The organism is Bradyrhizobium sp. 25ACV (assembly GCF_054863005.1).
The window spans coordinates 354,944-362,008 of the sequence record NZ_JAVAYO010000009.1; the positions used below are offsets into that span (position 1 = coordinate 354,944).

The following is a 7,065-nucleotide window of genomic DNA, read 5'->3' on the forward strand; positions in this document are numbered from 1 at the left end:
CCACCCTCGCACCACGACTTGTTTGTTGCGACTTGGCTCCGGGCTTGCAAGACTCATCGTCGCGATTCACCCGGTGGAAGCGTTGGCGCAGCCATGGATTTGAATACCATCACGACAGTCGCCCATCCGCAAACGCGGGCGCAATTGCCGGCCTGGACGGCAGGGGACGCCTGGCTCGCGGGCGGCACGTGGTTGTTCTCGGAGCCGCAGGTCCATCTGAAACGGCTGATCGATCTGACCGATTTGAAATGGCCGGCGCTGACGATCACAGACAGCCATCTCTCCATCGCCGCCACCTGCACCATCGCGCAGCTCGACGGACTTGCCTGCCCGTCCGACTGGCTCGCCGCGCCGCTGATCAACCAATGCTGCCGCGCCTTCCTTGCCTCGTTCAAGATCTGGAAGACCGCGACCGTCGGCGGCAATCTCTGCATGTCCCTGCCGGCGGGACCGATGATCTCACTCACCGCAGCGCTGGGCGGCGTCTGCACTATCTGGAAGGCCGGCGGCGGCGAGCAGAGGATTCCTGTCGTCGATTTCGTCACCGGCAACCAGCGCAATCGCCTGACGCCGGGCGATCTGCTTCGCCAGATCGATATTCCGATTGCCGCGCTGAAACGCCGCACGGCATACCGCCAGATCTCGCTCGCGCCGGTCGGCCGCTCGGCGGCGCTCCTGATCGGCAGCCTCGATGCCGACGGCACGCTGACGCTGACGGTCACCGCATCGACGGCGCGGCCGATCCAGCTGTCCTTTCGCCGGGCCCCGGAGGCGAGCGTGCTGCACGATGCGATCGTCCAGCAGATCACTGACGATCTGTACCACACCGACATCCATGGCCAGCCGCTCTGGCGCAAGCATATGACATTGCGGCTCGCCGAAGAGGTTCGCCGCGAGCTGCTGGGAGCAATGCCGTCATGAGCTTCGAGATCAACGGCAAGCCGTTTGCGCAGGAGCCGCGCGCCGGCCAGTGCCTGCGCACGTTCCTACGCGAGCTCGGCCATTTCGGGGTGAAAAAGGGCTGCGATGCCGGTGACTGCGGCGCCTGCACCGTGCTGCTCGACGGCGAGCCGGTGCACAGCTGCCTGATCCCGGCGTTCCGGACCGAGGGACGCGCCATCACCACGATCGAAGGTCTTGGCGGAGATCACGGCACGCATCCGATGCAGCAGGCGTTCCTCGACGCACAGGGCTTTCAATGCGGCTTCTGCACCGCCGGCATGATCCTGACCTGCGCCTCGCTGAACCAGGCCCAGCGGACCGATCTCGGCGCGGCGCTGAAGGGCAATATCTGCCGCTGCACCGGCTATCGCTCGATCGAGGATGCATTCCTCGGCAAGACCAATGTCGAGGCGAGCGTCGAGCCCGGAGCCGCGTTTGGCCGCAGCCTGCCGGCGCCCGCGGGCCCCGACATCGTGCGCGGCGAGGCGCGCTACACCTTCGACACCGCCATCGACGGACTGCTCCACGTCAAGCTGGTGCGGTCGCCGCATGCCCACGCCAGGATCGTCGCGATCGACAAGTCGGAAGCGCTGAAGGTTCCCGGCGTGCACGCGGTGCTGACGCATGACGACGCACCTTCGATGCTGATCTCGACCGCGCGGCACGAGATGGACTGGATGGACCCCGAGGACACCCGCGTTCTCGACGACGTCGTGCGCTTCATCGGCCAGAGGGTTGCCGCAATCGTCGCCGAAAGCGAAGCCGCCGCCGAGGAGGCCTGCCGCCGGCTGAAGCTCGATTACGAGGTTCTGCCTGCGCTGATCGATCCGGAACAGGCGATGGCGCCGGGCGCGCCCATCATTCATCCCGACCGCACCACCGCGAACCGCATCGCCGACGCCCAGCGTAACCTCGCTGCGGAGACGCATGGCGAGTTCGGCGACGTCGCGGCGGCGCTCGCGACATCTGCAGTCACCTTCGAGGGCACCTTCCACAGTCATCGCGTGCAGCACGCGGCGCTGGAGACCCATGGCGGCCTTGCATGGCTCGACGCTGCGGGCGTGCTCAATGTCCGCACCTCGACCCAGGTGCCGTTCCTGACCCGGCGCGCGCTGTCGGATATCTTCAAGCTTCCTCCCGACAAGGTCCGCGTGTTCTGCGAGCGGGTCGGAGGCGGCTTTGGCGGCAAGCAGGAGATGTTCGTCGAGGACATCCTGGCGCTCGCTGCGCTCAAGACGGCACGTCCGGTGAAGCTGGAGCTCACCCGCGAGGAGCAGTTCATCGCGACCTCGACACGGCACCCGATGCGGGTCCACATCAAGGCCGGAGCGGATGCCGGCGGCAAGCTCACCGCGCTCCAGCTCGACGTACTCTCCAACACCGGAGCATACGGCAATCACGCCGGCCCCGTGATGTTCCATTCGCTGTCCGAGTCCATCGCGGTCTACAATTGCCCGAACAAGCGGGTCGACGGCTACGCGGTCTACACCAACGCAGTGCCGGCGGGCGCGTTTCGCGGCTATGGCCTGTCGCAGACGCTGATCGCGATCGAGGCCGCGATCGACGAGCTGGGCCAGCAGCTCGGCATCGACCCCTACGAGATGCGCCGGCGCAACATCGTCAGGGACGGCGATCCCATGCTGTCGCCGCCGCCGTCCGAATTTCACGACGTGCTCTACGGCTCCTACGGTCTCGACCAGTGCCTCGACCTCGTCGAGCGCGCGATGCAGGCTGACGGCGCACAGCCGGACCTGTCGCCGGACTGGCTGATCGGCGACGGCGTTGCGCTGACCATGATCGACACCGCGCCACCGGCCGGTCACCTCGCCGACGCGACGATTGCGCTCAACGATGAGGGCGGCTTCGATCTCACCGTCGGCACCGCCGAATTCGGCAACGGCACCAGCACCGTGCACCGGCAGATCGCCGCGACCACGCTGGCGACCACCGTCGACAGAATCCGCTTGCGCCAGTCCGACACCGCCCACGGCGGCCACGACACCGGTGCCTATGGCAGCGCGGGCATGTTCGTCGCCGGCAAGGCGACGCATGCGGCGGCCCTGCAGCTCGCGACCGAGCTGAAGGCGGCCGCCGCCGGCGCGTGGCTGTGTGACGTCGGGAGCTGCGTGCTCGAGGACAACGCTGTCGTCAGCGGCGTCCGGCGCATGCCCTTTGCGGAGCTAGTGAAGCTCGCGCGCGAACGCGGGCAGCCGTTCGCAGGCAGCGGCAATTCCGGGGGAACGCCACGTTCGGTCGGCTTCAACGTGCAGGGTTTTCGTATCGCCGTGAACAAGGCCACCGGCGAGCTCAGGATTCTCCGGAGCGTCCACGCCGCGGACGCTGGAGTCGTCGCCAACCCCATGCAGTGCCGCGGTCAGGTCGAAGGCGGCGTCGCGCAAGCGCTCGGCGCCGCACTCTACGAGGAGATGGTGATCGACGCGACTGGTCGGGTCACCAACCCGAAATTCCGCGACTACCACCTGCCCTCCTTCGCCGACGTGCCGCGCACCGACGTGTTCTTCGCCGAGACGTCCGACACGATCGGACCGCTGGGGGCGAAGTCGATGAGCGAGAGTCCGTACAATCCGGTCGCGGCCGCACTCGGCAACGCGATCGCGAATGCCACCGGCATTCGTTTCACCGCGCCACCCTTCAAGCCGGACCGGCTGTTTCCGGCGCTGCACGCGAAGTTCGGCGACTAAAGCGCGATGCGATCAGGATAAATCGTCATCGCCCTTTGGGTTGTTGATTAAGCATGATCTCTTCGGAAAACCGCCGCGCACTTTTCCGGATCATGCTTTAGCTGCCGCGATAGGTCGAATAGCTCCATGGCGTGACCAACAGCGGCACGTGATAGTGCCCCTCTGGCTCGCTGACGGCAAAGCGCAATGGAATCTCATCGAGGAACGGCGGCTCCGACAGCGGCACATTGCGCTCGGCGTAATATCTGGCAACGCTGAAGCGAAGCTCATAGCGGCCGATCGGCAGCGGGCGACCGCCGATCAACGGCTGATCGGTGCGACCGTCCGCATTGGTGACAGCGCGCGCGATCACACGGCTCTCGCCAAGGCTTGCGAGCTCCACGAGCTCAATCGGAATCCCCAGCGCCGGTTTGCCGACGTGGTTGTCCAGCACATGGGTCGAGAGCCGGCCGTGCACCTTCAGCCTGTCGTCGGCGACGATGAGCTGATCCAACCGCAGCGCGGAGATCCGGCCGATCTCCTCGATCGCGCGCCGCGTCTCGGTCTTGGCGATATTGCGTAACCGCGTCTCGAAATCGTGCAGCACGGAATCCCGGGTGTGGCGGCGCACGCAGACGATATAGGGGAAGCCGAACTTGTCCCGATAGGCGCTGTTGACGCGCTCGAACGCCGCGTATTCCGCATCCGACAACCTATCAAGACCGGCGCTGTTCTGCTCGTCGGTCGATTCCACTGTCAGCCCCGCCGGGCGCTGGGTCTTGCTGGCGAGATCGGGATGCGCCCGGATCAACGCCAATTGCGCGTCGGGTTCGGCGCTCTGGATCGCCGCCATCAGCGCCGTGTGCAGCTGGTTGATGCCGGCGAACGGCCGCTTGGCGGCAAGCTGCTCGGCGATCCACGGCGAATATTCGACGACGTTGGCGAGCGCGGCGACGAAGTCGGCCTTGCTGGCGGCATTGAGATCAGCGAGCAAGATCTGCGGCATCGTCGTCAACCGATCTCGAATGCATCGGCCGCGAGATGCGCATGCTTGCCGTGCCAGTGCTGGGCGATCTGCAATCGCGTCGGCACCCAGACGCGTTCGTGCTTGCCGATATAATCGAGGAAGCGCATCAGGCCCGCAGCGCGGCCGGGCCGGCCGGCGAGACGGCAGTGCAGACCTACCGACATCATCTTCGGCGCTGTTTCGCCTTCCGCATAGAGCACGTCGAAGGCGTCCTTCAGATAGGTGAAGAACTGCTCGCCCTCGGCAAAGCCTTGCGGGTTGATGAAGCGCATGTCGTTGGCGTCTAGCGTATAGGGAATGATGAGCTGCTTGCCGCCCGCACCCTTGACCCAATAGGGCAGATCGTCGGCATAGGAGTCGCAGAGATAGAGGAAGCCGCCCTCCTCCATCAGCAAACGGTTGGTGTTGATCGAGGAGCGCCCGGTGTACCAGCCGAGCGGACGCGATCCAGTGGCCTCAGTGTGGACGCGGATCGCTTCCGCGATCTCGGCGCGCTCCTGCGCCTCGGTCATGTCCTTGTGCTCGATCCATTTCAGGCTGTGGCTGGCGATATCCCAGCCCGCCTCCTTCATGGCAGCGACGATTTCAGGGTTGCGCTTCAGCGCGGTGGCGACACCGAACACGGTGGTCGGCCAGTTGCGTGCGGTGAACATCCGCCACAGCCGCCAGAAGCCGGCGCGCGAGCCATATTCGAACATCGATTCGATATTGGCGTGGCGCAGGCCCGGCCAGGGCTGTGCGCCGAGCACGTCGGACAGGAACGCTTCCGAGGCGCGGTCGCCATGCAGGATGTTGTTCTCGCCGCCTTCTTCGAAATTGACGACGAACTGCACCGCGACCCGCGCATCGCCGGGCCACTCGGGGTGCGGCGGGTTGCGGCCGTAACCGCGGAGATCGCGCGGGTAGCGTGTGTCAGTCACTCAGACTTCCTCGAAGCGGATCGGCAGCGCGCCCTTCCACAGCACGCTCTTGCCCAGCGTCGCCAGATTCTCCAGGCCCGAGGTCAGCGTGATGAAGTGATTGCCGGCGAGCTGGCCCATCTTGCTGGCGAAATGCACGCCGCCATAGGCCAGCAGGATCTCGGTCTCGCTGATGCCGCCGGGATAGAGGATGATCTGGCCCGGTGCGGGATAGCTGGTGTGGTTCTCGTAGCCGACGCCGAAATCGAGATCGCCGAGCGGCATCCACACGCCCTCGCCGCTCCAGCGCACATGGATGATGTGGCTTTCGAACGGCAGTGCCTTGCGGAAGGCGGCGACGGTCTTGGGTGCCAGTTGCTCCTCGAAACGGGCATCGAAGGTGAAATCGCCGGCACGGATAACGAGTTTGCTCATCTCATCTCTCTGGATCGGGGCCGGTGGCCCCACGGATAATTTTCAAGCAAAGAGCACTCCCGACAGTTTCGCGCAAGGGGCGCGGACGCGTCACCTGCGGTCGTAGGACCAGCCGAAAATGCCGCTCCGCCGCGTCTCCGGTTCCGGCTCGGCGGCCGGCGGAGGCACTTCCTTCAGTTCCGCCTGCGGGGGCGGGGGCGGCACCGGCAGGTTTTCGCATTTCATGGAGTAGACCAGCTTGCCGTCCGCGGTACGCCCGATCGGGGCACAGGGATCGGGATGTCCGGCCGCGGTCTTCGGCGCCAACTTGACTTGCGCGGCCGCAGGTGAGGCCAGCAGCAGCAGGACCAGCAGATATCTCGACATCGTTGTCGCCTGAAAGCTCGATTGGCCCATTGAACCGGATTGGGGCGGGCAAGTCCATCGGCGCCGGAGGGCGCGATTGCCGAATATTTAGCCGTGTCCCGGACGCGCTGCTGCGCTTCTTGCCGCTGCTGCGCAGAGCTCGGATCCAGATGGCGACACGGTACGACGCGGATGGGCCCCGGCTCTGCAGCGCACCGCACCGGACGATGCTTCGCACCGCCGGGGACGCTGCGCTGCGTCCGGGGCACGAGAGTGGAATGTGGCGCACGCTGTCTCCACATGTCATTGCGATGCTCCAGTGCACTTCCCAGCGGCGCTGCCGTAGGGTGGGCAAAGGCGCATAGCGCCGTGCCCACGATCTCTGTCCATAAGCAACAAGGCGTGGGCACGCTGCGCTTTGTCCACCCCTACGAGATCGAGTCTGTGGCACGCAGCTCGGCTCACAGGCATGCCTTCGCGTCCTCGCGGCTTAATTCGCCCGAGCTTTGCTGGTCGCTCCACCCTCTAAAGCCAAGAGGGCGCAGGGAAGGCCGGGTGCCGGCTCGCACCCGCGGTCCGCTGCGCGAAATGCACACAGGAAGAACCGCACAGCAGCATACAGGTGGTGCCGATCACTCGGCCTTCCCTGCGCAGTGGTCGGACGGCTTATGCCGTGATCTCCCGGGAGCCGACCATTCCTTCTGGCCTCCCTCGCCCCGCGAATTGGATGATGCAG

At 65.7% G+C, this 7,065-nt stretch carries 6 protein-coding genes; 2 read left to right on the forward strand and 4 right to left on the reverse strand.

Annotated elements, in window-relative coordinates; genetic code table 11:
• Nucleotides 1–93: 93 nt before the first annotated feature.
• Both RAD04_RS22840 and RAD04_RS22845 read left to right on the forward strand, forming a co-directional pair.
• Nucleotides 94–921 carry an FAD binding domain-containing protein gene (locus RAD04_RS22840; protein ID WP_461625562.1) on the forward strand — a complete coding sequence of 276 codons (828 nt, stop codon included), beginning with the start codon at nt 94–96 and terminating at the stop codon, nt 919–921.
• Nucleotides 918–3,644 carry a molybdopterin-dependent oxidoreductase gene (locus RAD04_RS22845; RefSeq protein ID WP_461625563.1) on the forward strand — a complete coding sequence of 909 codons (2,727 nt, stop codon included), beginning with the start codon at nt 918–920 and terminating at the stop codon, nt 3,642–3,644. The genes RAD04_RS22840 and RAD04_RS22845 overlap by 4 nt, the downstream gene beginning before the upstream one ends.
• Before the next feature lie 97 nt (nt 3,645–3,741).
• Here RAD04_RS22845 and uraD read toward each other — a convergent pair whose 3' ends face one another.
• The 4 genes from uraD to RAD04_RS22865 all read right to left on the reverse strand — a co-directional run bounded on the left by uraD (nt 3,742) and on the right by RAD04_RS22865 (nt 6,350).
• Nucleotides 3,742–4,629 (reverse strand): 2-oxo-4-hydroxy-4-carboxy-5-ureidoimidazoline decarboxylase, encoded by an 888-nt coding sequence (gene uraD, locus RAD04_RS22850; RefSeq protein ID WP_461625564.1) that lies wholly within the window; start codon nt 4,627–4,629, stop codon nt 3,742–3,744.
• A 5-nt stretch (nt 4,630–4,634) separates the two neighbouring features.
• Complete coding sequence (gene puuE / locus RAD04_RS22855; protein WP_461625565.1) at nt 4,635–5,570, reverse strand: allantoinase PuuE; 936 nt, start codon at nt 5,568–5,570, stop codon at nt 4,635–4,637.
• On the reverse strand, nt 5,571–5,984 hold the full coding sequence (locus tag RAD04_RS22860; RefSeq protein WP_014493672.1) for a DUF3830 family protein: 414 nt from the start codon (nt 5,982–5,984) through the stop codon (nt 5,571–5,573). It lies immediately after the preceding gene.
• A gap of 90 nt (nt 5,985–6,074) precedes the next feature.
• On the reverse strand, nt 6,075–6,350 hold the full coding sequence (locus RAD04_RS22865; protein ID WP_461625566.1) for a hypothetical protein: 276 nt from the start codon (nt 6,348–6,350) through the stop codon (nt 6,075–6,077).
• Between the last annotated feature and the right edge of the window lie 715 nt (nt 6,351–7,065).

Bases quoted from the DNA above. Each gene is read 5' to 3' on its own strand.
- RAD04_RS22840 (WP_461625562.1), top strand. From the start codon at position 94: ATGGATTTGAATACCATCACGACAGTCGCCCATCCGCAAACGCGGGCG.
- RAD04_RS22845 (WP_461625563.1), top strand. From the start codon at position 918: ATGAGCTTCGAGATCAACGGCAAGCCGTTTGCGCAGGAGCCGCGCGCC.
- uraD (WP_461625564.1), bottom strand. From the start codon at position 4,629: ATGCCGCAGATCTTGCTCGCTGATCTCAATGCCGCCAGCAAGGCCGAC.
- RAD04_RS22860 (WP_014493672.1), bottom strand. From the start codon at position 5,984: ATGAGCAAACTCGTTATCCGTGCCGGCGATTTCACCTTCGATGCCCGT.
- RAD04_RS22865 (WP_461625566.1), bottom strand. From the start codon at position 6,350: ATGTCGAGATATCTGCTGGTCCTGCTGCTGCTGGCCTCACCTGCGGCC.